This is a genomic window from Paraburkholderia dinghuensis, from assembly GCF_003837865.1.
Taxonomy (GTDB): Bacteria; Pseudomonadota; Gammaproteobacteria; order Burkholderiales; family Burkholderiaceae; genus Paraburkholderia; species Paraburkholderia dinghuensis.
This window is the reverse complement of the sequence record NZ_RQIS01000020.1, coordinates 13224-37079: the sequence shown is the minus strand read 5'-3', so window position 1 is coordinate 37079 and position 23856 is coordinate 13224. Positions and strand designations below refer to the sequence as shown.

Annotated in this window: 17 protein-coding genes; 8 read left to right on the top strand and 9 right to left on the bottom strand. The window is 60.9% G+C overall.

The window, feature by feature from the left end; genetic code table 11:
- Window positions 1-47: 47 nt before the first annotated feature.
- From D1Y85_RS22580 to D1Y85_RS22570, 3 genes are read right to left on the bottom strand one after another with little or no spacing between them, the layout of a single operon-like run.
- Entirely contained in the window at window positions 48-1070 is a 1023-nt protein-coding gene (locus tag D1Y85_RS22580; protein ID WP_124153301.1) for an ABC transporter permease subunit, read from the bottom strand.
- A 40-nt stretch (window positions 1071-1110) separates the two neighbouring features.
- A complete protein-coding gene (locus D1Y85_RS22575; protein ID WP_124153300.1) occupies window positions 1111-2664 on the bottom strand; it encodes a sugar ABC transporter ATP-binding protein in 1554 nt (517 codons plus the stop codon).
- Window positions 2651-3901: an ROK family transcriptional regulator gene (locus D1Y85_RS22570; RefSeq protein WP_124153299.1), complete on the bottom strand. Its 1251-nt coding sequence runs from the start codon at window positions 3899-3901 to the stop codon at window positions 2651-2653. Before D1Y85_RS22570 ends, D1Y85_RS22575 begins: the two co-directional genes overlap by 14 nt.
- A 396-nt stretch (window positions 3902-4297) precedes the next feature.
- Between D1Y85_RS22570 and D1Y85_RS22565 the strand changes: the two genes are divergently transcribed.
- Together D1Y85_RS22565 and D1Y85_RS22560 are read left to right on the top strand one after the other, a co-directional pair.
- Window positions 4298-4729 (top strand): YciI family protein, encoded by a 432-nt coding sequence (locus D1Y85_RS22565; RefSeq protein WP_124153298.1) that lies wholly within the window; start codon window positions 4298-4300, stop codon window positions 4727-4729.
- A 591-nt stretch (window positions 4730-5320) separates the two neighbouring features.
- A complete protein-coding gene (locus D1Y85_RS22560) occupies window positions 5321-6121 on the top strand; it encodes a hypothetical protein (protein ID WP_124153297.1) in 801 nt (266 codons plus the stop codon).
- 116 nt (window positions 6122-6237) lie between these two features.
- Here the strand turns inward: D1Y85_RS22560 and D1Y85_RS22555 are convergent, their stop codons facing one another.
- Window positions 6238-6747 (bottom strand): DUF1697 domain-containing protein, encoded by a 510-nt coding sequence (locus tag D1Y85_RS22555; RefSeq protein ID WP_124153296.1) that lies wholly within the window; start codon window positions 6745-6747, stop codon window positions 6238-6240.
- A 378-nt stretch (window positions 6748-7125) separates the two neighbouring features.
- Between D1Y85_RS22555 and D1Y85_RS22550 the strand changes: the two genes are divergently transcribed.
- Window positions 7126-7599 carry a hypothetical protein gene (locus D1Y85_RS22550; RefSeq protein WP_124153295.1) on the top strand — a complete coding sequence of 158 codons (474 nt, stop codon included), beginning with the start codon at window positions 7126-7128 and terminating at the stop codon, window positions 7597-7599.
- A 699-nt stretch (window positions 7600-8298) separates the two neighbouring features.
- Here the strand turns inward: D1Y85_RS22550 and paaX are convergent.
- The 3 genes from paaX to D1Y85_RS22530 all read right to left on the bottom strand — a co-directional run bounded on the left by paaX (window position 8299) and on the right by D1Y85_RS22530 (window position 11500).
- On the bottom strand, window positions 8299-9243 hold the full coding sequence (gene paaX, locus D1Y85_RS22540; protein WP_185219087.1) for a phenylacetic acid degradation operon negative regulatory protein PaaX: 945 nt from the start codon (window positions 9241-9243) through the stop codon (window positions 8299-8301).
- A gap of 89 nt (window positions 9244-9332) precedes the next feature.
- A complete protein-coding gene (locus D1Y85_RS22535) occupies window positions 9333-10367 on the bottom strand; it encodes a 2Fe-2S iron-sulfur cluster-binding protein (RefSeq protein WP_124153293.1) in 1035 nt (344 codons plus the stop codon).
- A gap of 104 nt (window positions 10368-10471) precedes the next feature.
- Entirely contained in the window at window positions 10472-11500 is a 1029-nt protein-coding gene (locus tag D1Y85_RS22530; protein ID WP_124153292.1) for a hypothetical protein, read from the bottom strand.
- 571 nt (window positions 11501-12071) lie between these two features.
- On the opposite strand from D1Y85_RS22530, the gene D1Y85_RS22525 reads away from it, so the two are divergent.
- Window positions 12072-13067: a DNA-binding protein gene (locus tag D1Y85_RS22525; RefSeq protein ID WP_124153291.1), complete on the top strand. Its 996-nt coding sequence runs from the start codon at window positions 12072-12074 to the stop codon at window positions 13065-13067.
- Between the two features lie 243 nt (window positions 13068-13310).
- Here D1Y85_RS22525 and D1Y85_RS22520 read toward each other — a convergent pair whose 3' ends face one another.
- Window positions 13311-14597 (bottom strand): sensor domain-containing diguanylate cyclase, encoded by a 1287-nt coding sequence (locus D1Y85_RS22520; protein WP_124153290.1) that lies wholly within the window; start codon window positions 14595-14597, stop codon window positions 13311-13313.
- Between the two features lie 1044 nt (window positions 14598-15641).
- Here D1Y85_RS22520 and galU point away from each other — a divergent pair.
- The 4 genes from galU (at window position 15642) to D1Y85_RS22500 (ending at window position 21965) form a co-directional block, all read left to right on the top strand.
- On the top strand, window positions 15642-16583 hold the full coding sequence (galU, locus tag D1Y85_RS22515; RefSeq protein WP_124153289.1) for a UTP--glucose-1-phosphate uridylyltransferase GalU: 942 nt from the start codon (window positions 15642-15644) through the stop codon (window positions 16581-16583).
- Between the two features lie 322 nt (window positions 16584-16905).
- A complete protein-coding gene (locus tag D1Y85_RS22510; protein ID WP_124153288.1) occupies window positions 16906-19668 on the top strand; it encodes an HAD-IC family P-type ATPase in 2763 nt (920 codons plus the stop codon).
- 24 nt (window positions 19669-19692) lie between these two features.
- Window positions 19693-20862 carry a radical SAM protein gene (locus tag D1Y85_RS22505; protein WP_124153287.1) on the top strand — a complete coding sequence of 390 codons (1170 nt, stop codon included), beginning with the start codon at window positions 19693-19695 and terminating at the stop codon, window positions 20860-20862.
- An 83-nt stretch (window positions 20863-20945) separates the two neighbouring features.
- Window positions 20946-21965, top strand: a complete 1020-nt coding sequence (locus D1Y85_RS22500; RefSeq protein WP_124153286.1) for a lysylphosphatidylglycerol synthase domain-containing protein — start codon at window positions 20946-20948, stop codon at window positions 21963-21965.
- A gap of 61 nt (window positions 21966-22026) precedes the next feature.
- Here D1Y85_RS22500 and D1Y85_RS22495 read toward each other — a convergent pair whose 3' ends face one another.
- Window positions 22027-23415: a trypsin-like peptidase domain-containing protein gene (locus tag D1Y85_RS22495; protein ID WP_124153285.1), complete on the bottom strand. Its 1389-nt coding sequence runs from the start codon at window positions 23413-23415 to the stop codon at window positions 22027-22029.
- Between the last annotated feature and the right edge of the window lie 441 nt (window positions 23416-23856).

Here is a 23856-nt window from a genome sequence, read left to right as displayed (position 1 = left end):
CCGTCTGTTGCGCTGACCGGTCAGCGGGCAGCATGCTTTGCGAGTGTTCAGGTGCGCGCGGATCCGCGTTGGCGATACCGGTCGAGCGCTACGGCGCCGACAATCACGAGCCCTTTGATGATGTATTGCCAGATGTCCGAAACGCCCAGCAGCACGAGACCGTTCGAGAGCACCGCAATGATGAGCGCGCCGATCAGCGTGCCGATGATCGAACCGACGCCACCGACGAAGCTCGTGCCGCCCAGAATTACTGCGGCGATGGCGTCGAGTTCGTAAGACTGACCCAGTTGCAGACCGTTGGCGGCATAGAGGCGGGCGGCGGACATCACGGCGCCGAGGCCGGCGAGGAGGCCCGACGCGGCATAGACGAACAACTCGATGCCCCACACCTTGATGCCTGAGAGACGCGCGGCTTCACGATTGCCGCCCACGGAATAGATGTGCAGGCCGAGCACGGTGCGGCGCAGCACGAACCACGAGCCGGCCACGACGACGAGCGCGATGATGACGAGCCACGGCACGCCAAGGAGCGTACTGTTGCCGATGAACGCGAACGACAGTTGCGGATTGAAGATCGTCGTGTCGTGTGCCATGAGGCGTGCGACGCCGCGCACGGCGGTCAGCGAGCCGAGCGTGACGATGAACGGCGGCAGACGCAACAGCGAGATCAGTGCGCCGTTGACGACACCGAAGGCGAGGCCCACCGCAAGCGCGGCAGGCACGCCGAGCCAGCCCCAGCCGGGGATATTCGAGGCCAGCATCGCTGCGACGGCTGCCGCAGAGAGCACCGAGCCGACCGAAAGATCGATGCCGCCAGTCAGGATCACGAACGTCATGCCGGCGGCCAGAACGATGTTGATGGACGCCTGCTGCGTGACGATCGACATATTTTCGAACGTGAAAAAGCCGTCGTTGAGCAACCCGAAACCCACGCACAGCAACACGAGAACGGGGAGCATGCCGGCGGTCCGCAAGAAGGACTTCATGCGCGCGCGATGGCCGTCGAGCAAAGTGGCGCCCGGTTGCGCCGGTGCGGCAGCGATGCCATGGCGCGGAATGATGTTTCGCATGTCGTACTCCTGAATGAACGTCGCTCGTGTTCGGATGAAATCAGGCTGCTTCGCCCAAGGCGGACTGCGAGCCGGTGGCCAGCTCGATGATGGCTTCCTGCGTGATCGGCTTGCCGGTATAGCCGCCCAGCTCGCCGGCAAAGACCCCTTCGCGCATCACGATCACACGGTCGGCCACGCCGATGATCTCGGGTAGTTCGCTCGAAATCACGATGATGCCGACGCCGGACTTCGCCAGATCGTTGATGATCCGGTAGATCTCCGACTTCGCGCCGATATCCACGCCGCGTGTCGGTTCGTCGAGGATCAGCACGCGTGGGCGTGTTTCAAGCAGGCGCGAGAGCAGGACTTTCTGCTGGTTTCCACCGGAGAGGGCGCCCACATTCACGCGCGCATGGGGCACGCGGATCGATAGAGACCGGATCGCTTCGCTTGCGCGTGCGGCACCCCGTGCGCGGTCGAGCACGCCGAAGCGCGCATCGCGTCCGCACACGGCGACGTTGATGTTGTCGCGCACGCTCATGTCGAGGAAGAGGCCCTGATGTTTGCGATCCTCGGTCAGATAGACGACGCCGGCGTCGATCGCATCGCGCGGCGTGTGGCCGGGCAGCGTTTTACCGTCGACGGCGATCTCGCCGCTCACGCGTGGTTCGGCGCCGAAGATCAATCGTGCGAGTTCGGTGCGCCCCGCGCCCACGAGCCCCGCGATGCCGAGCACCTCGCCCGCATGCAGATCGAGGCTGCAGCCACGCACGCGGCGAGCGTCCGCCACGTCGCGCACACGGAGCACGACCTCGCCCGGATCGTAGGGTGCGTGCGCTTTTTTGTAGAAGCCCGAGATATCGCGGCCCACCATCATGCCGACCAGACGCTCCGCGCTCAGTTCATCGCGTTCGAGCGTGCCGACGTACGTGCCGTCGCGCAGCACGGAGACGCGGTCGGACAGCTCGTAGACCTCTGCCATGCGATGGCTGATGTAGATGATCGCGATGCCTTCCTCGCGCAATTGACGAATCAGCTTGAAGAGATACTCCGTCTCACGCGACGAGAGCGGCGTCGTCGGCTCGTCCATCACGATGATGCGTGCGTTCGCGTGAACGGCGCGAGCGATCTCGACGAGCTGGCATTCGGCAATCGAAAGTGAGCCGACCAGTGTGCCAGGTCCGAAATTCGCGCCGAGACGCTTGAGTACATCTTCGCAGTCGCGCTCCATCGCCTTGCGATCGACTGTGCCCCAGCGGTGCCCGCCGCGGCGCAATTCGCGCCCCGCGTGAATGTTCTCGGACACGCTCAAATTCGGCGCGAGACTCAGTTCCTGGTAGATCACCGCGATGCCAAGTTCGCGCGCGGCGAGCGGTCCGTCGATCTGCACCTTCTGACCGTCGATCAGGATTTCGCCGCCGGGATCGGCCTCATAGGCCCCCGAGAGAATCTTCATGAGCGTCGATTTGCCCGCGCCGTTTTCGCCCATCAGCGAATGGACAACGCCTGGGCGCACGGACAGGCTCACGTTGTCCAGTGCGCGCACGCCGGGAAACGTCTTGCTGATGCCACGCATTTCCAGTATCGGACGCGGCGGTTCAGGTCGCGACATGGCTCACCTCCAGGGTCTGCGCGCTGGCGCCCATCAGGATGCCTGCGCGTGGCGAAAAGTTGTAGAACATGGGCAGCGTGGCCGCGCCCAGCGCGCCCGCGTCGCGGCCGAACGTGCCGCGCACGATCGCCGGTGTGCCGCGCGCCTCGGGTGCTGTCGCGGCCACGGCCACGCGCAGGCGTTGCATGAGCGTGTCGATGAGGCCGGCGTCCACGTCTGAGTCGAGCACGACGGCCGGCACATCCAGCACGCACAGCGACGCGCGCAGCGCGGGCGCGAGGGCATCGACGCAATCGTCGAGCCACGCGTCGATTGCCGGATGCCCGCGCGCGATGAGTACTTCGAGATCGGCGAGGTTCTCCACGGTTTCGCCGCAGTAGCGCAGATGCCGCCGCAGCGCGATCAGCGACGCGCGTGAGAGCAGAATGTCCCACTGACCCGGTGGTTGAGGCGCGGACGGCAGACGGCTCGGCGGCACGGGCATCACGGCGAAATCGCCTGCGTTGCCGGTGCGGCCGCGCACGCAGTCACCATCGATGGCGATGCCGCCGCCAATCGCGGGACCGAGAAACAGGTAGATGAAGTCATCGAGCTGGCGGCCGCAGCCGTAGAACAGTTCGGCGATGGCAGCTGCGTTCCCGTCGTTCTCGCTGAACACGGGCAGTGAGAGCGCGTGGCCCAGGTCGCCCGCGAAATCGACGTCGTTCCAGGCCCGGAAGGTATCGGCGGGCAGGCCCAGCTCACGCAGCCACGCACCGAGGTTGTACGGCTGTGCAACGCCAACGCCCGCGATCCGGTTGCGTTCGTCGGCATCGAGCCGCGCGAGCAGATCGTGGATATCGCGCTGTACGATTTGCTGCGCCACGGCGGGCTGGGGCAGCAGCATGTCGTGTGAGCGGCGCTCGATCATGTGGCCCGCGAAATTGACGAGCACGGTTTCGATGCTTGTGCGATCGAGCCGCACGCCGATCGCAAACGCGCCGCGGGGATCGAGCCGCAGCAGCGAGGCAGGCTGGCCACGCTGGCCTTCGAGGCGGCGGCCGGTGACCTCGATGAGCCCGCTCTCGATGAGGGACGTGATGATGCTGCCGACCGCCGTGCTCGTGAGATTCGCGAGTCGCGCGAGGTCCGCCTTCGACGCCTGCCCGGCGCGACGCAACGCCTGTAGCAGCAGGCGCTCGTTGAAGCGGCGGACATTGGCCGAGTTGCTGCCCTGGCCGAAATGCGGACTTCTCACGTGTTTCCTCCGGGCGCGGGTGCTGGCGTTGCCTCCAGCATTCGCATTAAATAAATCACGTTGATTTATTTAATGCTGGAAACCGAGGTATGTCAGCCTGGGGAAATCCCGAGATGTTGCGGGGGCGCGGCTTGCTGCGAATCCATGACATCCGTTACGCGCACATGTTTTCTTTCATCTGCGCGATACGCATCGGTCGGCCGCCCACGCCGCGGCAGGGCGTTATTTGACCGACGCAGCCTTGCGCCGATGTCCCGCATTCCGTTCACGGGTATTTCTCGTCGTCAGCGGCGTATTCTCGTTCCGGATGCCGACTCACACGCCGCTCGCGTGTTGCGGTATTGAGCGCATCGAACGATGTCACCTGATCGACCTTCACAACGAGGAGATTGAGCGATGCGATTCATGATCATGGTGAGGGCGAACGCCCTGAGCGAATCGGGCGAAATGCACAGTGACGATCCCATCTTCGCGGAAATGGCCGCGTACCACGAGGAACTGGCGAAAGCGGGTGTGCTGCTCGATGCGTCGGGGCTTAAGCCAAGTTCGTGCGGCTGGCGCGTGCGGTATAGCGAGGGCAAGCCCACGATCGTCGATGGGCCATTTGCCGAAACGAACGAACTGATTGCGGGCTATACGCTGATCCAGGTGCGTTCGCGTGAGGAAGCGCTTGAATGGGCGCGGCGTTTTCCTGCGCCGTTCGGCAAGCATGCGGACGGCGAAATCGAAGTTCGGCAACTCTACGAGCTCGAGGACTTCGAGCAAAACGATAGCATCGAACGCTTTCGCGAGATCGAAAAGGCGCGCGGCGGCACGTCGTCGAACTGAGCGGACGAATTGCGTTTATTCGCCATGAACCGATCTGCATGATTGATTGCGTCGAGGCGTCCGTATCGTGAGATGTGAGACACGTAGACTCGCGATGCGCCGTGCTGTCGAGGCGATCTGGTGCATCGAATAGGCGAAGGTTATTGCATACGCCGCGCGCGATTGCACGCGTTAGCGCGAGGTCATGCTGGCGCGTGCTGATGCTGCGCGGGGGAGCGTCTGATGAGAGTGGTCTTTGGTGCTGCCGGTCCGCGGATCGAATAAATCGAACTTCTGTTTTTTGCAGTCAGAGGGACTCGCTGTGAATTCAGCGCGCGCGATTATGCGCCTCGACTTTATTTCGCCTGCATCAGGACGTGTAGTTCAGGCTGGCGGCCTCTTCGCACCACCTGCCTTTTCGAAGGCGGCGATCTACTGGAATCTCAACAGCGCCTTGTGCGTCCGGCATTTAAAGTTGCGCAGCAATTGGCGCGCCTGGTTGCGTGCTATTTTTTTATTGATCGGGCAAACAACCACTGGCGCATACGTAACGGAATGCGCGCGCTGCGAAGGGGATAACGCAATTGCCGTCGTCTTGTTACACGTTAACGCATGCAGACGTTCTCGCACGATGCCAGGCGAATGGCATTCGTGCCGATCTGCTTGGCGCTGGTGTCGGATTCGACTATAACCAATAACAAGTACCCGGCATTGCCACGGCATGGGTCCGCAGATCGTAGTGCAGACGATCGCATTCGTGGACTGACAGCATTCCCGTCGCCAGGCACGGTATACCCTCTCAAGAAGTGTGATGTTTTTATTCCTTGTGGGATGGAAATCATGCTTTCGACAGGTCGGCGCGAACCGCGTTTGTTAGCGGGCGCGGTATGCTTTGCCGTGAGTGGCATCGCCTCGGCGGGCGGGGTGGATGGCGCGTACAGCAATCTGCTTATCGCGGCCATTGCGCCGATAGCACCGATCGAAGTCGTTCCGCCCATACCCGAGCCCAGCCAGTACATCTTCCGCTACGCGATGCAGTTTGAGTCATATCGCGACGCCACAGCGGCATTCAATCCGTCCGACTTCTACTCCGCGCCAGTCGCGGCAAGCGAGCCTTTCAAGCGGCAGGCGGCGGCATCCTCATCCTATGCGGGATACCAGCATCCGCTCAAAATCCAGACGCAATCGCAATCGGCACTTTCGGAAAGCTACGGCCTCGTTAAGGTGACCCCCACCCTCTCGCTGCTCGACAGGTTTCAGCTGACTGACGATACGGCGCCCGAAGCCGAGCACCCCCATCGCCGGCTTGCCGTGTTGATCGACGACTGGCGCGTTTCTGCCAGTGCGCGTGTTCCACTACTGAGCCACTCGCACGACGTCGGCGCGTCCGTCAACGTCCAGCACAAGTTCTGATGCGCTCGCGCCTCGCTGCGCGATCGTGAATGCAGCACGTATTGGCCGCGCAAGCGCCGTTGGTGGATGCAGGTCGCGCTGAACGCCAGCGCGATGCTACAGCGAGAAACTTCAGTTTATTCCGCAGTCCATTCAGCCAGTTTGGCGACGGTATTCATATTGCGCGCGGTTCCCGTTCTGGCAGCAGCGATTTTCAGCTTCGAGCGTCCGATTCCTTCCGGATAGTGCACATAGATTTCACGCTTGCCGAGGGCAATTTCTTCAGTGGTGGATCCACTCACCTTCGCGAGCGTATCCGCGGGCGGTGCTGCGTCGAGAAAGATCGCAACGGTCCGGTCAGGCGGTGCTGCGCTGAACGGATTGGCCTCGAGAATCGCGGCCAGTTCCGCTCCGGTTCGGACCATCACGCCAACCGGCTTCCCGGCGTAGGCCTCCAGCGCGCGTTCGAGTGTGACCTTGACTTTGGTTTCCGGAAGCGCGCTCTGGAAGACAACGTTCCCGCTAGCGACATAAGTGCGGACGTGACCGAAGCCGGCACGTTCGCATATGGCGCGAAGCTCGACCATGGGGAGTTTGCCGGTACCACCAACGTTGACGGCACGCAGAAAGGCGACGTAGGTTTGCATCGGGCGATTCTACGTTTTTTGATCGACGCGAATCCGTGAACGGGCGGTTTGGCGAAATGGGTCGAACGCGTCGCAGGGGGAAGGCAACGCCGGGTCCACCACCCGACGCACCGAGCACGTCGGGCGACCTTGTACGGGGTGGATTGGGCGCGGTACATCAGTTGAATGGGCATTCGTATTACGCTCGCCAACATGTTCGCGAACGAAGCATCGTTCCCTGACGAGGTTGCATACGCGAATGCCTTCCTGGCCGTTGCACGGTTTATAGCCGTTGAGACTGCGCAACCGCGGCCGCTCGTCAACGGTAGAAATTGCTTGCGCGTGAGAGAGATTGTATATACGGTATATACTGTTTTTATAACCGGGTTAGCAAACAATATGACTACGCCGAAGGTTCATAAGCCCACAAAGAGTACTTTCCATTTCCCCAAATCCGCTGAAGCCAGCGATGCGACGCCCGCGAGCAAGGCTGCGAAGCCTCGCCAGAGTGCGCGTGTCAAGCGGGTGGATGCCAAAACGAAGGCGGCCGAAATCGTGAAGAGGGCTGCCGAGGCCGTTGCCGAGGAAGTCGCCGTGAAGGCCAAGGCCAAAAGCGAGAAAAAGGAAAGCGTAAAAAAAGTGAGCGCGAAGAAAGAAAAAGTGGTGCGCGACAGCTTTACGATGCCCAAGACCGATTACGACAAACTCGCGATACTCAAGAAGAAGTGTCTCGATGCCGGCGTCGCTGTGAAGAAGAGCGAACTGCTGCGTGCTGGTCTGAAGCTGCTCGAATCGACGTCGGAAAAGCGCTTGCTGGCAGCGATCGCAGCGGTTGAAACGGTCAAGACCGGTCGTCCTACGAAGTCGGTTTGAGACGCAGGTCTGCGGAGTCCGCACGCTCCGGCGCGGCGGACCCCCGAAACGCGCGGGAGGGCTCGATGTTTCATCAGTCGAAGCCCTCAGGCGCACAACGGCGCGAATCGATGCTCCGGATCGAAGCGTTGCGCGATTGTTCAGTCAATTCAATTCGGCGTCCTGATTTGAGCGCGGTGCCGTGCCGCAGACGCAACGCTCAACACCACACGACACGATCATAGGCGACCGTGCGCCGGTAGACGTTCTTGCCGCGCCAGCTTGTGTATTCCATGTAAGCGCAGTCCAGTACCACGATCCAGTTGGTCACTCGCATTGCTGCCCCCATCTTGTCCGGCCGGGTAGTTGTGCCCGGTTCTTGTACGGCCTCGAAGCCAATCCATGGCGTGAGACCCAGGCACGGTGTTCCGGGCGGACACGGTTATCGCAGCCAGTTCCCGTCTTCGACGCGTACCCCGCACAATCGGCAGGCTCGCGCGTCGCAGCATGTTGGAATAAGCAGCTTTCCGTTATCCGGTTTACCACTCTGAAGCATCGTGCATTCCAGCGTATGCGTTTCCCGTGCAGTTTTTCGTCTTCGCACGCAGAAGCAGCACCGCTGATGAGATCAGACCACAACCCCACGAATCGTCAGTGCGTTGCCGTACGCGACGAACGGAACGCCGCGTACAACCCGGTGAAAGTTACAAAGATTGCCGGTCAGTGGGCCAGCGGGTCAGCTTCGCGGAAGCGCTCGAACAGAATGGGCGCGGCGAGCGGCGTGGATTCGTTCGCGAGATGGAAGTTCTTGTCGAGGTGGCGCTCCGAGGCAGTGAGCAGGCGCCGGTAAATTTCCTTGCACACGAGACGCGCGTGCTGGCCTGGCCAGTCGGCAGGCAACAGTACGTCGGGCAAAGCCGGATCGCGCAGCAGCAGGCGACGGTAATCGTGAATCAGCAATAGTCTGAGCAGAAAGGCGCTTTCGTCGTCCAGGGCGTCGTGGCTGTCACGCAGTTGGCCAAGTATTGGCTGATACCGGGACACGAACTCTGTATACATCCCCGACAGGTTCTCCAGATCCCAGGCCTCGTGAACCATACGCTGATCATTGGCGGTGCCTTCAAGCTGAACGTCGGCGGCAATGAGCGGCTTGAGCTTGTCCAGCACGCTCCCCAGACCTTCCGCGATCAATGCATCGAATGCCGCACTCATATCGGCGCCCGGATGCACGAAGCAGTCTCCTCCCAGCAATCCGAATCCCTGCCAGAACATCGCGCGCCGCAAACCGTCGCGGTCCTTTTGCGTCAATTTGCCGACAGTCATGATCAGTCGCCAGCGCTGATCCCACTGCGGCGCGGTCGAAGCGTAGATGTACCGGGCTGCGTCTTCGAAGCGACGTTGGCCGGATGGGGAGAGCGCGTAGTCGGAACGGCGGCCCGAGGGTTCGGCGAGCAGCCACGCTTCTTTGGTCAGGCGGAAAACGGCGGTACGGATCAGGCGCTCGTTCAGTTCGAGCGGCGCCAGGAGGCGGATCAGGCTGCCAAGCCAGATCCGCCCACCGCGAGGCACCACGGCGTCGCCGAATACCGAAATGACCAGGGAGCCTGTCTGTACGCGGCCCTGGTGGCGAAAATCGTCGATGCGTTGATGGATCCTGGAAAGCACTTTTCTGCAGGGAGGTTCTGGATCGAATTGCGCAGTTTAGCGATTTGCCTTTGTTCCCGGTAGGTCCACCGTCTCCTTCGCAACACGGACTAGTTCGTGCCGGCTGTCTCGGGTTGCTGCTGGGTGAAGAATCCCTCGGAATAGATACGCTCCGGCGCGGCGCCCAGTGACTTGACGCTGGCCACGCAGGTGCTGACGAACTCGGGACTGCCTGCCGCGAAGATTGTGTGCTTCGACAAATCGCTGAACAGCTGCGGCACGACTACGTCCACTCTGCCGTGAAGGTGAGCGTCGTTGTGTTCGCGGGTCAGGGTGATCTTGTAGTCGAAATTGCGGTGTTTGGTGCGCCACCAGGACAGCATGCCGCGCGCATACAGGTCGGCTGCGGAGCGGGCGGAAATGACCATGGTCACCGGTTGGCGGAAGTTGCGCCGCAACGCGGCCTCGGTCAGCGCGAGGATGGGAGCGAGCCCTGTGCCGGCAGCGAGGCACAGAACAGGCGTGTCGACACCCGGGTCACCGATGAAGGTGCCGTATGCGCCGGAGATCTTCACGCTGTCGCCGATGGCGAGCGTATCGTGGACCCAGGCACTGGTGGCGCCGCCTTCGGCACGCGCGATCTGCAGCACGAGTTCGCCGTCCGGGCGTGGCACGTTGGCGATCGAGTAGGCGCGTGCCGGAATGCCCGCGCCGGGATTGCCGAGCGTGACGTACTGGCCGGGCCAGAAGCGGATCGGCTGGCCGACCGGCCGCAAGTGCAGTTCCACGACCCGCGCGGCGACCGGAATTTTCTGGGTGACGACGAAGAGCGCATTCTCGCGAGGCGGGAAGAGCTTGGGCTTCGCATCCTCGGTTCCCCACTCGATGGTCAATTCGTCGGAAATCGGCTTGGCCATGCACATCAGGCCGTATCCCTGACGACGCTCGTCCTGGGACAGGGCCATATCGAGGACCATGCCCTGGTCGAACTGACCCGACGTGACCTTGATCTTGCACTCGCCGCAAGCGCCAGCGCGGCAATTGTTGGGCAGCGCGTAGCCGGCCTTTTCGAGGGCCATCAGGACGGTGTCGCCGTAGGCGCACTCGACCGACTTGCCCGAGGGTTGCATGATGATGCGGGACATGGATCTTCGAGGGATTGAATACGTGAGGGCAAGGCAGACTGGCGGGTGGGCGGCACACCATCAAGGGGCCGCCCACCCGCCGATTCAAGCTGTATTAGCCGGAATCAGAACACCGGGATGATGTCTTCCATCTCGATGTCGCTGATTTCCTGGCCGGTGATGCCGACTTCGGGAATCGCCGGGAACGGAATGTTGTAGCGGTCGAGCACACCCTTCAGGTTGATCATCGCGTTCTTCCAGTTCTCCAGCTTCGCCTCATACGAGGGGATGCCGAAACCGGCGCGACGGGCCACTTCTTCGGCTTCGCGCTGAGTGGCGATGAAGTCGCTCGGGAGGTCCCAGAATTCCATCGGCGGCTCGAACAGCACGGCGGACAGGAACAGGTAGCCGGCGCGGATCTGCTTCGTGACGATGCTCTTCGTCTCTTCCTTCAGGCCCGGGTAGTCGCGTTCCATCACGGCCATGCAGATCGCCATGTGGCGGCCTTCGTCGCGGCCGATGTTCTTGAAGCCTTCCTTGAACACGGGTTCACGGCTGTTTTCGTACATCTGCTTGAAGATGGTCGCAGCGGCGATTTCGCCCATCAGGAACGAGCTGAACAGCACCGCGAGGTCGTACTTCGGCACGGCCTGCTTGTAGCCGGTCCAGTAGCGGCCGCCGTTGTAGTACAGCCATTGCGCGTTCTTCTGCAGGCGCTTGCCGAGTTCGGTCTTCGGCTGGTAGGTGAGCGGGTCCGAGTGGCCGAGCAGCTTCGTGATCGCAAGGCCGCACATGATCTCGTGATTCTGCTCATCGCGCGTCACCGAGAAGAAGCACTTGCGCACGGGGTCTTCTTCGTGAACTTCGTACGTCTTGATCAGGGCTTCGGCGAAAACCGGGGGCGCCGAGGCATCGAACACCGACAGAAGTGTCCACCAGTAGGCGATCGACTCGCGCTCTTCCCAGCTATAGCTGTCGAGGTCGAGGGTGTCCCACGGCAGTTTTTCCGGATCCCAGTTCTCGCGCAGCGCCGCTTCCCAGACTTCCTGCAGTTTCTTCGTCCGGCTGTTCCACGACAGCGGGTAGACGTTGGGTTGCTGGGTCTCAGGCGGGAATTCCATCTTGTCTGAGAGGCGTTCCTTGATCGTGGCCATATCGTTCCTCCTGGTTGGGTAATTCGGGTTCAACAGATCTAGTCATTTCGGATGACGTCTGAAGTGATACGAGAATACAAAAAAGTCGTAGATATCTGTATCACAATCGCTGTGAAGTTGGGTTTCCATGCTTTACGACAAATATTGATGAAAAATCGGGGTTTGTCCTGATTGATCGCAAAAATGCGATGAGTGCGTCGTCTTGTCACAACCGGTTAAACATTCCCGGATTGCCCCAGGACAGGGTGGATCGCAGATTTATTTGTGATACGGAAAATTCCATCGATTCGGTGCGCTGCGTTTCATCTGGGCGGCCGATCTCGGCGGAGGTGCTTCGATATGAATGGAGATGCGGGGAATCTGGACGATGGGTTGGGTCACGTCGCTGATCGTTGGACTCGCGCCGTCACCGCAAAAAGCAGGAGCTGATTTGGCGTAGGCGGACGCGTTCGCCGTCCCCGTTGGCGTCACCCTTGCGACGCTGACGCCTGCAAGGTGGTTGGTCCGCCAAAGTTGGGAATTTGACGTTTTACGCTATGTTATTTACGTCTATAGCCTGGGCTACCGACTCATGTCCGATTCCCTTTCTGATGAAGCGCGCCTTGCCGCCGACATCGACCGGCTCAAGGCGGAGTTCCCGAAGACTCGCGAGCTTTATCGCGAAGTTTGCGCGCTGATGTTCTTCCGTTTCGGCATCACGCCTACGGCCAACCGGCTCTACCAGCTGGTACACCGAGGCAGCATGGGCACGCCCACGGCCGTGCTCGCGGAGTTCTGGTCGGATTTGCGCGAAAAGAGCCGGGTGCGAATCGAGCACGCGGACCTGCCGGAGGACCTGCAAGGCGCGGCTGGCGAATTCATTGGCGCGCTCTGGACGCGCGCAACGACGGCGGCCCAGGCGTCGCTCGTTGCGTTGCGCGACGAGGTGGAGCAAGCGCGCCGGGCGGCCGAAGCATCGGTTGTCGCGCGCGAGGCCGATCTCGAGCGCACGGAAACGGCCCTGGAACAACGGACCAGCGCGTTGCTCGCTGCGCAGGTTCGTATCCACGAACTGGAACAAGCACACGCGAGCGCCGAGTCCAAGCGAGGTTCGCTGGAGGGCGAAATTGCACGCCTCGAGCGGGAGGCCCGCGAACGCGACGCCGCGCTCGCGCGGACGCATGCTGATTTCGCGTCCCAGCTCGAAAGGCAGCGGGCGAGTACCGAACTTGCCGAAACGCGTCTTCAGGCGGCGGAAAAGCGTGCGTTGCTGGAGGTCGAGCGTGAGCGCACAGCCAATGCACGGCTGCAGCGCGAGTTCGAATCTGCCGCAAAACGTGCCGCCCGGTTCGAAGAGGGGGCGCGCGCCGAAATCCAGTCGTTGCAGTCGCAGCTAGGCGACCTTCGCCATCGCGCGGGCATGCTGGAAGGACATCTGGAGGCTTTGCGGGCGAGTCACGGCGCGCAGTCGCCGGAACGCAGCAAGCCCCTTCGTCAGACGTCGCCCGACACAGGTGCCACTGCGCCGCGTACGGGCCGTGCAGCGAAGTCATCGTCCGGTGCCCGGAAGCGCGCCGCCAAATCATGATTTGAATGGGATCTTGCCGTGTTTTTGCGGATGCTCAGGCGTGTTTGCTTAAACGGTGAAAACCACAACACGTTCTGATGTTCTGATCCGTGGCTCAGTAATCCAGAGTATTCAGGGATGCGAAGGATAAAGCGAACGCCAGTGGCATGCGCTCGATCGCATGAATCGCGCTCAAGAGCCATGTCCTGCGGATGGCGGCCACCGCTCGTACCGCCATCGCACTGGCTCAGCAGACCTTCGGCACTAGTTGACCTCAACCCGGTTCCGGCCGCTTTCTTTCGCGCGATACAAAGCCTCATCCGCACGCTTCACGAGCGCCGTAACGTCTCGCTCGCCGGGTAACCGCTCGGTGACACCGATGCTGACCGTGAATGGAATCGGCTTGCCGAGTCGCCAGGGGTGCTCGAAGCTCTGCTGCTCGATCTTGGTCCTCAGCTCTTCCGCAACGGACTGGGCTTGTTCGATTCCCACGCCCGGCAGCGTCGCAACGAATTCTTCGCCGCCCCAGCGGGCGAAAACGCCGATGCGACTGTCGCAACCCATGGCAACCTTGGCCAGGACGCGGAGCACCTCGTCGCCGATATCGTGTCCGTAACTGTCGTTGATGTTCTTGAAGTGATCGATGTCGAGGATGAAAACCGAGAGTATTTTATCGGTGTAAAGGATGTTGTCGACGGTATCGGTAAATTCCCTGCGGTTCGGTAGGCCGGTTAGTTCGTCCGTGACGGCCTGCTTTTGAAGCAGATCCATCAGTCGGACACGATCGGCGATGTCCCGAATGACCGCCGTGAATTCGATCAATCCGCCCACATTGATCTTCGATATCGCGATCTCCACCGGCAGCAGCGTACCGTCCCGGTGCAGTCCATACACCCGGTTGCGCTCATCCATCTGCCGTGAACGCACCGGGGACCGGGCGAACTGCATCACATAGTGGGAATGATTGGCCCTGTAACGCTCAGGGAGAAGATTCGTAATGGGCCTTCCCAGCATTTCTTCTGCCGTGTAGCCGAAAAGATTTTCTGCTGCACGATTGAACAGCGTGATGCAGTGCTGCTGGTCCATCGTAATGATCGCGTCATACGCGGCGTCGACGACAGACCGGAAACGGGACGTGCTGACTTCAAGCTCATGGGTCAGCAGCATCTTCGAAGTGATTTCGAGACCTGTCACGAGGATTTCAAACTTTGCCTGATCGCCTTCGTTGTGCCTGAACGGTTTCAACGACAAGCGCCACCAGTGTGTCCCATCCCTCAAGTCATAGGCTTGCTCGAGTTCCCGGGCGACTCCGGTATCAAAACACTCCTGGATCAACTGCCGAAAGTCGTTTCGCGCATAGTTAGGAAGCAGGGTATCGAGTGGTGCCGGTAGCGATTTGACCGCGCCGGGTTGCCTGCCGCCCGTCATCTGAATGAATTGATCATTACAGGCAGAAACCGCTAGTTGCCCCCTCTCGTCGCGTGCGATTACAGCAACGCTCGCTGCAATTTCATCGACGAATTCCCGGATCCGGGCGGACAAGTCCGACATCACGCCTCCGTCATGAAAATTCCTGCGCTTTACGCAGATGTTTCCGAACGCTTACCGCAAGCGGATTGCGGAGAATGCAGTGCACACTCATAGTTTCGTTCTACATAAGGCGAGGTGATTGCATTATGCGCTCGGTGCCGTACCGCTCGCCTGATAGGCGAATGATGCCCGGTAATATAGTTGCGGATCGACGCATGACCAAGTGTATGGGAGAGATACGATTTCAAGCAGGCACGCGAGGTGCGACCCCGATGTTAAGAAAGGTTTTTGACGATCAGGCTGAACCGGAATTTTCCTTGCCGTTCGGTAGGCGAGTACTTTTTGCAGCTGAGGAAACGGAATCCAGGTGACGGAGCGATATCAGGACGCGTTCGTAGCACCGCAACGTCGAGGCCATCACCGAGCGCCGCAGCGGTCCTACAATGACAACGCGGACTTATGGTGCTTATCGCTGCAAGCCTCCACGGCCCGTTTAGCGCGACTTGACCCGGATTGCACCGGTGCCCCGATGATTTCCAGACTAATTTCTGAAACGGTTAATCGTTCAATTGCGCAAAACGGCCAATTAATATCGCGGGAATTCATTGAATTTACAGCTATCATTCGCCAAAGTGTCGATGCTCTCCTGAAGATAGATTTATTTCTGAAGTGCGCTGCGCGGAGGCGCGGAATGATTTACCGCTTGTCAGTGCGTTTTATCGTGTTGCCAGGAAAGTTTTTACCGGTCTGAATTGAAATTTGGCTTTAATTCCTGGTTCCAACTTCTTCAAGAAGCTCAGCCGCCGGTACCGGCACGACAAGTTCGGTTGGCATCGGTGAAACCGTGCCAGTGCGCGGCGAACGGGATTCGGCGGCTAGCCTGACGCATGCCGATGAGGCCTTGTTTCGTAAGGGGGCAGGCAAGAGCGATTTGAAGTTGGCTAACGTTGTGCGTGGGAGCGCAGTTCGACCGTCGGTTGGCGGGTGTGGCGAGGCTGCGGTGTCACGGATCCAGGCGATGCTCGATGCCGTTTTGTTTCCCCTACCTGATAGGGTGAGTCCATTATGCTTGGTGTTCATAAAGCTGTGTTCCCTGTGGCGGGAATCGATACGCGTTTTCTGCCGGCGACCAAGGCGAGTCCGAAGGAAATGCTGCCGGTCATCGACAAGCCACTCATCCAGTACGCCGTTGAAGAAGCGATAGCCGCAGGAATCACTGAATTGATCTTCGTTACTGGCCGCGGCAAACGGGTCATCGAAGATCATTTCGACAAGTCCTACGAGGTTGAGCATGTGCTGAGAGCGCGTGGAAATCAGAAGCTCGTTGAACTCGTGCAGAGCATCAAGCCCCCGGAGGTTGAATGTGTCTACGTCCGGCAAGCCGAACCGCTCGGTCTCGGCCATGCTGTGCTGTGCGCGGAGAAGCTGATCGACGGGGAGCCCTTTGCGATCATTCTCGCTGATGATCTGCTTACGGGACAGCCGCCGGTCCTCGCGCAAATGGTTCATATTTTCAGCCACTACGATTCATCGGTTCTGGCCGTCGAGGAGTTCGCTTCGCATGAAGCGTCGAGCCATGGCGTGATCGATGGACGACATTGGGATGAACGTGTGATCAACGTTTCCAGTATCGTGGAAAAGCCGACGCCGGAAGCCGCACCATCGAGCTTCGGCGTTGCCGGGCGCTATGTGCTGATGCCCAGCATCTTCGAGCATTTGCGCGCTTTGGTGCCTGCCGGGAACGGAGAGATCCAGCTAACCCCCGCGATTCATTCGATGCTCAAGGATGAGCAGGTGCTCGCCTACGAGTTTGTTGGCAAGCGCTATGACTGCGGCACCAAGCTGGGTTACCTCCAGGCAACGGTCGACTTTGCTCTGCGGCATGCCGAAGTGCAGGACGCTTTCGACGCGTGGCTGCACGATCGCCTCCGCAGCTCGCATCCATCCGTTGGCGAATCGGGGTTGTCTGGCGGTCAGGCAGGACCGGGCATTTTTCCGCCTCATTGACGGACGAAGGATCGACGCCGCCGGCAATACGCGGAAGCCGAATTTGCCGGCTTGTTTCCTTTAGCTGCTCGTCCGGTGCAGGCAGACGCCTCGCTTGCCCGGACTGAGCCGATGACAAAGCATCCGGTCGTGTTGCAGCGCGAATGCCTGGTCACTATCGCTGGCTGTGCGGCGCCTGGCCGGCTTGCGAGCCTCGCCTCGCGAACTGCGGTATATCTTCGCGGTCAGGGTGAGTAAGTGACGGAGCCGATCAGCCAACGAGCGGTCCTGATGGTTGGGGCCGATGCCCTGGACCGAAACCCCCTGCAATCAGGAGCGGCGAATGAACATGTCTGGGATTGCGGCTTCAGGCGTGGATGCGACGGCGTGGCACGCGATGCCAGTAGGCGAGCTCGAGCGGCAACTCAACACCGATCTTTCGCAAGGCCTCGATGCCGGAGAAGCTGCCAAACGGCTGGGCACGTACGGGGCGAACCTCCTGCCGAAGGGCAAGAAACGTGGGCCTATCATACGGTTCCTCGCGCAGTTTCATAACATCCTCATTTACGTCCTGCTGGTGTCCGGCTTCGTCAAGCTGATGCTGAGTCTGTGGCTCGACGCCTCGATCATCTTCGCCGTCGTCATCCTCAACTCGCTGCTGGGCTTCATCCAGGAGGGGCGTGCCGAAAAGGCGCTCGATTCGATTCGCAACATGCTTTCTGCGGAAGCGCGCGTTTTGCGTGACGGCGCGGTTCGCCTGATCCCGGCCGAAGACGTTGTGCCGGGCGACATCGTGCTTCTGGAATCGGGCGACAAGATTCCCGCGGACATCCGCCTTGCCGACACCAAGAACCTGCGGACTGAGGAAGCGGCGCTCACGGGCGAATCCGTTCCGTCCGAGAAGAGCGCCGCTGCGGTATCCGCGAAAGCCACGGTCGGCGACCGCGAGAACATGGCTTTTTCCGGCACGATGATCGTGTCCGGCCGGGCGACCGGTATCGTCGTGGCGACTGGGAGCCAGACTGAACTCGGCCGGATCAATCAGATGCTCGCCGAAGTCAGCGTGCTCGAGACGCCGCTGCTACGCCAGATCAAGAAGTTCGGCTACGTCATCACGGTGGTCATCGTCTGCGTCAGCGCGTTGCTCTTCGCGTGGGGCCACTGGCTCGGACACATGACGTTCGTCGAACTATTTCAGGCCGTCGTCGGCATTGCGGTGTCGGTCATTCCGGAAGGCCTGCCAGCGCTGATCACCATCACACTCGCCATTGGCGTGCAGCGCATGGCTCAGCGCAACGCCATCATTCGCCGCCTGCCGATGGTCGAGACGCTAGGTTCCGTTTCGCGCATCTGCTCCGATAAGACCGGTACGCTAACCCTGATGGAAATGATGGTGACCTCCGTCGTGACGGCGGAGTCGGCCTATGCGGTGACCGGCAACGGCTATGCGCCAGAAGGCGAGATTCACGAGAGCGGTACGCGGCTCGGCGCCGCCCCCGAGGTGCTTTCGCTGATGGGTCGCGTGTCCATTCTGTGCAACGACGCTGCACTCTTCGAAGATGACGGTAAATGGAAAGTCGAGGGCGACCCAACCGAGGCCGCTCTCTATCCGTTCGCCACCAAGCTCGGCATGGACCGGACCGCAGAGACGGCCGCCGCACCGCGAATCGACGCGATCCCTTTCGAGTCCGAGCACAAGTTCATGGCGACGCTGAATCGCTCGACGCACGGCGAGATGTTGCTGGTCAAGGGCGCACCGGAAGTGATCATCGAGCATTGCGACCGGCAGCAGACGGCGCAAGGTCCAGCGCCGCTCGATCGCGACCGTTTCGCGAGGGAGGGTGACCGGCTTGCTGCGCAGGGAAATCGCGTGCTGGGGCTTGCGTGGCTGCCGAACCCGGGACTCGAAGCGGGCGGGCTGGGTCCGCAGCACTTGCCGAAAACGCTCGTGCTGTTAGGCCTCGTGGGCCTCATGGACCCGCCGCGCAAGGAAGCGATTGAAGCCGTGCGCGAATGCTACGGCGGTGGTATTCGCGTCACGATGATCACGGGCGACCACAAGATCACTGCGGCCGCGATCGCAAGAATGCTTGGGATTGGCGACGGGAAGACGGCCGTGGCCGGCGCGGAGATCGAGGCGATGAACGATGCGGCGCTGCAGGAATGCGTGCGTGACGTCGATGTCTTTGCCCGTGCGAGTCCGGAGCACAAACTGAGGCTGGTGAAGGCCATTCAGGCCAACCGGCAGGTCGTCGCCATGACAGGCGACGGCGTCAACGACGCGCCGGCGCTCAAGAAGGCAGACGTTGGCGTCGCAATGGGCATCAAGGGTACCGAGGTAACGAAGGAAGCAGCGGGGATGATCCTCGCCGACGATAATTTTGCCTCGATCTCCGCAGCCGTGAAGGAGGGGCGCACGGTCTACAACAACATCGAGAAAGCGATGTTATTCGTTCTGCCAACCAATGTCGCCCAGGGCGTCGTGATCGCGGTGGCAATCCTGTTCGCCTTCACGCTGCCAATTACGGCGCCTCAGGTGCTGTGGGTGAATATGGTCACGTCCGTCGCGCTCGGCCTCGCGATTTCTTTCGAGCCGCACGAGGCAGACGTCATGCGCCGGCCACCGCGTGAAGTCGACCGGCCCATCGTCACCCGTTTCGGTATCTGGCGCATCCTGTTCGTCGGCGCGGCGCTCGTGATCTATACGCTCGCGACGTTCTTCTGGATGAAGGCCCAGGGAACTTCGGATCAGATGGCGCGCACGGCTGCTGTCAATGCCATCACGCTGGGTCAGGTCTTTTATCTTTTCAACAGTCGGTACCTGCTCAATTCATCGCTGTCCGTGCGTGCGCACATGGGTAATCCTTACATGTGGTACGGCATAGCTGGCGTCGTGGTGCTGCAGCTTCTGTTCACCTATGCACTACCGTTTCAGGCAATCTTCGACACAGAGGGTCTACCCATGTCGGCGTGGATCTGGCTCGTTGCCGGAGCATTCCTGTTTTTCCTCGTGGTTGAGCTTGAAAAGCTCGTTATCCGGTCTATACCCGCATTGAAAGGTTCCGTGGCCCCCCAGCAGGAGGGGGTGGTCATGCCCAATAGTTGAGTTCACTCATGGGGCGACGTGGATATGAAGTTATCGACAACTCCCGAACCGGTGACTATTGCCAAGGCGGCCACGACGGCCACCGCGGCCACCGCGCCAGATAATTTTATTCCGGCCGTCTGCGACATTTCAGTCACCAACGTATGTAACGCTGCCTGCGATTTCTGTGGCTTTTCGCGCGACAAAAAACTCGCAGGTCCGCGACGCTACCTGGACCCCGACGCGTTTGCACGCGCGCTGCCGATCCTGCGACGCCGCCGCATCAAGTACGTCACGTTTCAGGGGGGCGAGCCGCTTGTTCATCCGGATATCGATGCACTCGTCGCATCGGCTTCGCAGGCAGGCATGGTGTGCGCAATCATCACGAACGGCTGGTTTCTTCCCCGCCATATCGAGCGTCTCGCGCAAGCAGGTCTCAAGCGTTTGCTCGTTTCTATCGATAGCCCCAACATCCACGAGCACGAACTGAATCGAGGACTAAACGGACTCGGCCCGCGAATCAGCGCAGGCCTTGCTGCGGCGCGCGCGCATGGCATCTTCACCTGTGCTTCTGTGACAGTCAGCCGGCTCGTCCGTTATGACGCGCTTCCCGAGACGCTTGCGGAACTTGGTTTCGATGCCGTCTCATTCTCATATCCGCGGCGCGCACCCTTCGGATCCACGTCGCTCGTCTACGATGAAGCGTCGAAGCTAATCGACCTCGATACGCAGGAATTGCTCGATGCCTTGCGCGCCATTGTTCGAATGAAGCGCCACTTTCGCGTGCTCGATCCGTCTGGAGCGCTCGCCGAGGTGGAACGTTTCGTGCGCGGCGAAGAACAGCGCGTGCCGTGCATAGGCGGGAGAAAGTACTTTTATATCGACTGGAATCTCGACATCTGGCGGTGCGAAGCGTGGTCCGAGCCTATGGGTTCGGTTTTCGACCTGGATGACCTCCCCGATGAAACGGAGCCCTGTAACGCGTGCACGATGTCGTGCTATCGGCATGCCAGCGTGCTGATGCACGGCGCCATAGCCGTGGCCGATGCGCTTCAGGCGTTCAGGCACGGCAACGTGCAGGCAGCGGTCAACGCGCTGCGTCAGCAAGGCGTGCTGTATTCGATATGGTCACTCTCGCGCGAGACGCTTCCACGTCAGATGCTGCGTTCAAGAGCGAAGATGGCGCCCGCGCCCGCTGCGCAAGTGGACGGATAAGGGAGGTCTCGGGACGTGAGTATTCGTCGAGCCAGTTCGCTGCTGCACGTTTCGTGCTGCGCCCGGTCTTGTCCAGCGTTCCCATGAAAGGCGTGGGAGGTCTCGCCGCGCTTGCGGGTGCGGGCCTTGCACTCTGGTTGCTGTGGCACGAGGATCCACGTGCTGTCCTCGCGGCGCTGCATGCTGCTGGTTGGGGACTGGTCCTTGCCGCGCTGATTCACGTGCTGCACATCTTGAGCAACGCACGCGCGTGGCAAATCCTTTTCGAGCGCGTGAGCCGGCCGCCGTTACGGTTCCTGTTTTTGCTGACCTGGATCCGCGAGTCCGTCAATAGCCTGCTCCCCGTGATACGCGTGGGCGGCGATATCGAAGCCTTTCGCCTCCTGCTGCGACGCGGCGTGCCCGTTCCCCTCGCTGCATCCAGTCTGATCGTGGATACGCAGCTAACGGTAATCAGTCAGTTGATGTTCACGATTGTCGGCATCGGCTTTCTGTTTAGTCACGGGGAGTCGGGCGACCTTCGACTTGCGGGCGATCTCGCCCTGGGCGTTGCCGTTCTAGCGCCGCTGCTGGCGGCCTTCGCGCTAATCCAGCACGCAAATCCGTTCGAGCGGGTGACGCGCGTGCTCGACCGTATGTTGAGCGGCAAGCTTGTCGGCACCGTCACTGCTTCGTGGCAGGTGGATGAAGCTATCAAGGAGGTCTGGCGTCGTCGCGGGGCCGTTATTCGCTATCTGTTTTTCTGGCAGCCGCTGCATTACACGATTACGTCGTTCGAAATCTGGGCAGCGCTGTTTTTTCTTGGCGCGCGCGTCACATTCGTGGAAGCACTTGTCATCGAATCGCTGATTCAGGCGCTCAGCAGCGCGGCGTTTTTCGTTCCCGGCGCGGTGGGCGTGCAAGAAGGCGGATTCATCGTGATCGGCGGGGCGCTCGGACTCGATCCCGCGTTATGTCTCGCATTGGCCGGGGCGCGGCGTATCCGCGACGTGGTCATCTTCGTCCCCGGCCTGCTGGCGTGGCAGGCCGTCGAAGCGCCGCAGGTGCCTGGCGGGTTGAGGTACCTGTTCTCGCGTACCCTTTTCCCGCGCAAGCGCCAGTGACGCTTCGCCTGCCGTCTCGCCGTGACATCGACGCAATCGACGCAATCGATGTGTGGCGCGTTCAACCCTCGCGCGTGTTCGCGAGTTGTGCCTTGAGCGTCAATTGCTGGCCGTCGCGATAGACCACGATCGACACCTTGCCACGCGCGTCGGCAATGGTCTGCTGCAACTGCTCGACGTTACTCACCTCGACGCCGTTGACCGCGAGGATCACGTCACCGGGGCTAACGCCCGCCGCTGCCGCCGGACCCGACGCGCGCGCGACGAGCACGCCGCCATCGACACCGATCTGCGCGGCTTCGTCGTCCGAGAGCTGACGCACGGCCACGCCGAGTCGCGGACGCGGTGTTTCGCTTTGCGCGCGAGTTTGAGGCGCTGCGTTGCCTGCCGCGTCGCCGCTGGCAGCGAGCGTGAGCGTACGCTTTGCGCCATCGCGCAGCACGGTCAGCTTGGTATTCGCGCCGGATTCGAGGTGCGAGACGCGTGCGCGCAGCTCGGCTGGCGTTGCGATTTCCTGGCCGTTGAGCGCGACGATGACGTCACCTTGCTGGACGCCCGCCGCTTGCGCGGGGCTGCCGTCCTCGACTTGCGCTACGAGCGCACCATGCGTCGAGTTCAGTCCGAGTTGGCTCGCCGTGGAGGAATCGAGCGCTTGAACGGCAACGCCGAGGCGGGCATGCGATGCGTGTCCGGACCCGACAATCTGGTCTTTGATGTGCATGGCTTCGTCGATCGGAATGGCAAATGAGAGCCCCTGGAATCCGCCCGTGCGCGAGTAGATCATCGAATTGATGCCGATGACTTCGCCGTTGAGATTGAAGAGCGGTCCGCCCGAATTGCCGGGGTTCACGGGGACATCGGTCTGGATAAACGGCATCGGGTTGTCTTCGGACATCGTGCGCGATTTCGCGCTGATGATGCCGGACGTCACGGTGTTGTCGAGGCCGTAAGGCGAGCCGATTGCGACGACCCAGTCGCCGACGTGGCTATCCGCCGGGTTGCCGATCTTGACGGTCGGAAATCCGCTGCCGGCGATTTTCAGCACGGCAACGTCGCCTTCCTTGTCCGTGCCAATCACCTGCGCCGGGAATTTGCGGCCATCCGAGAGCTTGATCGTCACTCGGGCCGCGCCTTCGACAACGTGATTATTCGTCAGTATGTAGCCGTCCTGGCTGACGATGAATCCCGTTCCCAGGGCGCCGGAATGACCGCCGTCGGACGTTTGTTCATCGCTTCTGGCCTCGACGTGCACGACCGCCGGGCCGTACTTCGCCACGATCGCCGAAAAATTCGGGGCCTGATTGTTGCCGGCTGCAGGACTGGACAGAGTGGTTTTTGCGCTGCTGTCCTCGTCTGCGCGGGCACGTTCGTGACCCACGAGATAGGCGCCGGCGACCGCCACTGCAACACCGACGATCAATCCGCGGTTCCGATTTTTGCTGGTAGTCATGGCTATGATGAAAAGGGAGGTTGACCAATGGGGCGTAAGGTACTCATAGCTGCTTAAACGTGACTTAAAAATCACGACGAAACAGCGCATTTCAGCGGCGCAAAGGCGAATACAAAGGGGCCGGTTCGCCGTTCGCGGTCTGCCTTCAAGGTTGTTGATGAGGCAACCTTTGTTCGCGCACGCATTGAATATCCGTCGCCCGTGATTTGATGCCGAAGAAGCGAACGTTGCTTGTGAGCCGGCGAGGATTTTGTCGCCGCCTGATCGCACGCTGCCGTAGATGAACAAACGCGGTGGTGCTGCCCATCGCAGGCGTTCGGCGCCGAGCTGGAAAGACAGCGTGTGCTGCGCTGCTGCGGTGCAATGTGCAAGCGGGCCAATGAAGTCATCAGCAATTCCAGTCGAGGTGGCAGACACGGTGGTCGATTACGGTTCGCGTGC

What these genes read in the sequence shown, in the direction of transcription:
- D1Y85_RS22580 (WP_124153301.1), bottom strand. Translation starts at nt 1,070, where the DNA reads ATGCGAAACATCATTCCGCGCCATGGCATCGCTGCCGCACCGGCGCAA.
- D1Y85_RS22575 (WP_124153300.1), bottom strand. Translation starts at nt 2,664, where the DNA reads ATGTCGCGACCTGAACCGCCGCGTCCGATACTGGAAATGCGTGGCATC.
- D1Y85_RS22565 (WP_124153298.1), top strand. Translation starts at nt 4,298, where the DNA reads ATGCGATTCATGATCATGGTGAGGGCGAACGCCCTGAGCGAATCGGGC.
- D1Y85_RS22560 (WP_124153297.1), top strand. Translation starts at nt 5,321, where the DNA reads ATGCAGACGTTCTCGCACGATGCCAGGCGAATGGCATTCGTGCCGATC.
- D1Y85_RS22555 (WP_124153296.1), bottom strand. Translation starts at nt 6,747, where the DNA reads ATGCAAACCTACGTCGCCTTTCTGCGTGCCGTCAACGTTGGTGGTACC.
- D1Y85_RS22550 (WP_124153295.1), top strand. Translation starts at nt 7,126, where the DNA reads ATGACTACGCCGAAGGTTCATAAGCCCACAAAGAGTACTTTCCATTTC.
- D1Y85_RS22535 (WP_124153293.1), bottom strand. Translation starts at nt 10,367, where the DNA reads ATGTCCCGCATCATCATGCAACCCTCGGGCAAGTCGGTCGAGTGCGCC.
- D1Y85_RS22530 (WP_124153292.1), bottom strand. Translation starts at nt 11,500, where the DNA reads ATGGCCACGATCAAGGAACGCCTCTCAGACAAGATGGAATTCCCGCCT.
- D1Y85_RS22525 (WP_124153291.1), top strand. Translation starts at nt 12,072, where the DNA reads ATGTCCGATTCCCTTTCTGATGAAGCGCGCCTTGCCGCCGACATCGAC.
- D1Y85_RS22520 (WP_124153290.1), bottom strand. Translation starts at nt 14,597, where the DNA reads ATGTCGGACTTGTCCGCCCGGATCCGGGAATTCGTCGATGAAATTGCA.
- galU (WP_124153289.1), top strand. Translation starts at nt 15,642, where the DNA reads ATGCTTGGTGTTCATAAAGCTGTGTTCCCTGTGGCGGGAATCGATACG.
- D1Y85_RS22510 (WP_124153288.1), top strand. Translation starts at nt 16,906, where the DNA reads ATGAACATGTCTGGGATTGCGGCTTCAGGCGTGGATGCGACGGCGTGG.
- D1Y85_RS22505 (WP_124153287.1), top strand. Translation starts at nt 19,693, where the DNA reads ATGAAGTTATCGACAACTCCCGAACCGGTGACTATTGCCAAGGCGGCC.
- D1Y85_RS22500 (WP_124153286.1), top strand. Translation starts at nt 20,946, where the DNA reads ATGAAAGGCGTGGGAGGTCTCGCCGCGCTTGCGGGTGCGGGCCTTGCA.
- D1Y85_RS22495 (WP_124153285.1), bottom strand. Translation starts at nt 23,415, where the DNA reads ATGACTACCAGCAAAAATCGGAACCGCGGATTGATCGTCGGTGTTGCA.